1 protein-coding gene is annotated in these 890 nt (G+C 59.1%); it reads left to right on the top strand.

What is annotated here, in order from left to right; all coding sequences use genetic code 11:
* On the top strand, positions 1-890 hold an 890-nt coding region (gene tuf / locus UB90_RS22350; RefSeq protein WP_065328122.1), incomplete at both ends, for an elongation factor Tu.

Here is an 890-nt window from a genome sequence, read left to right as displayed (position 1 = left end):
CGTAATAAACCGCACGTCAACATCGGCACCGTTGGCCACGTTGACCACGGTAAAACCACGCTGACCGCAGCAATCACCAAATACTTCGGCGACTTCCGCGCATACGACCAGATCGACGGCGCACCGGAAGAAAAAGCACGCGGTATCACCATCTCCACCGCCCACGTGGAATATGAAACCGACGCGCGTCACTACGCACACGTCGACTGCCCCGGCCACGCTGACTATGTGAAAAACATGATCACCGGTGCGGCGCAGATGGACGGCGCGATCCTGGTTGTGAACGCAGCAGACGGCCCGATGCCCCAGACCCGCGAGCACATCCTGCTGGCGCGTCAGGTTGGCGTTCCCGCGCTGGTCGTGTTCATGAACAAAGTGGACCAGGTTGACGACGAAGAGCTCCTCGAGCTCGTCGAAATGGAAATCCGCGAACTGCTGTCTTCCTATGACTTCCCCGGCGACGATATCCCGATCATCGCAGGTTCCGCTCTGGCGGCGATGGAAGGCCGTGACGCCAACATCGGTGAAGAGAAGATCAAAGAGCTGATGGCGGCTGTGGATGAGTACATCCCGACCCCTGAGCGCGCTGTTGACCAGCCCTTCCTGATGCCGATCGAAGACGTGTTCTCGATCTCTGGCCGTGGTACTGTTGTGACCGGTCGTGTTGAGCGTGGCGTGATCAATGTTGGCGACAACATCGAAATCGTTGGCATCAAAGACACCACCACCACCACCTGTACCGGTGTGGAAATGTTCCGCAAACTGCTGGACCGCGGTGAAGCAGGCGACAACATCGGCGCGCTGCTGCGTGGTATCGACCGTGAAGCGGTTGAGCGTGGTCAGGTTCTGTGTAAGCCGGGCTCCGTGACCCCGCACACCAAATTCGAGGC

This window comes from Tritonibacter mobilis, from assembly GCF_001681715.1.
Taxonomy (GTDB): domain Bacteria; phylum Pseudomonadota; class Alphaproteobacteria; order Rhodobacterales; family Rhodobacteraceae; genus Epibacterium; species Epibacterium mobile.
The sequence above is the reverse complement of the archived record's forward strand: the minus strand, read 5'-3'. Positions and strand labels throughout refer to the sequence as shown.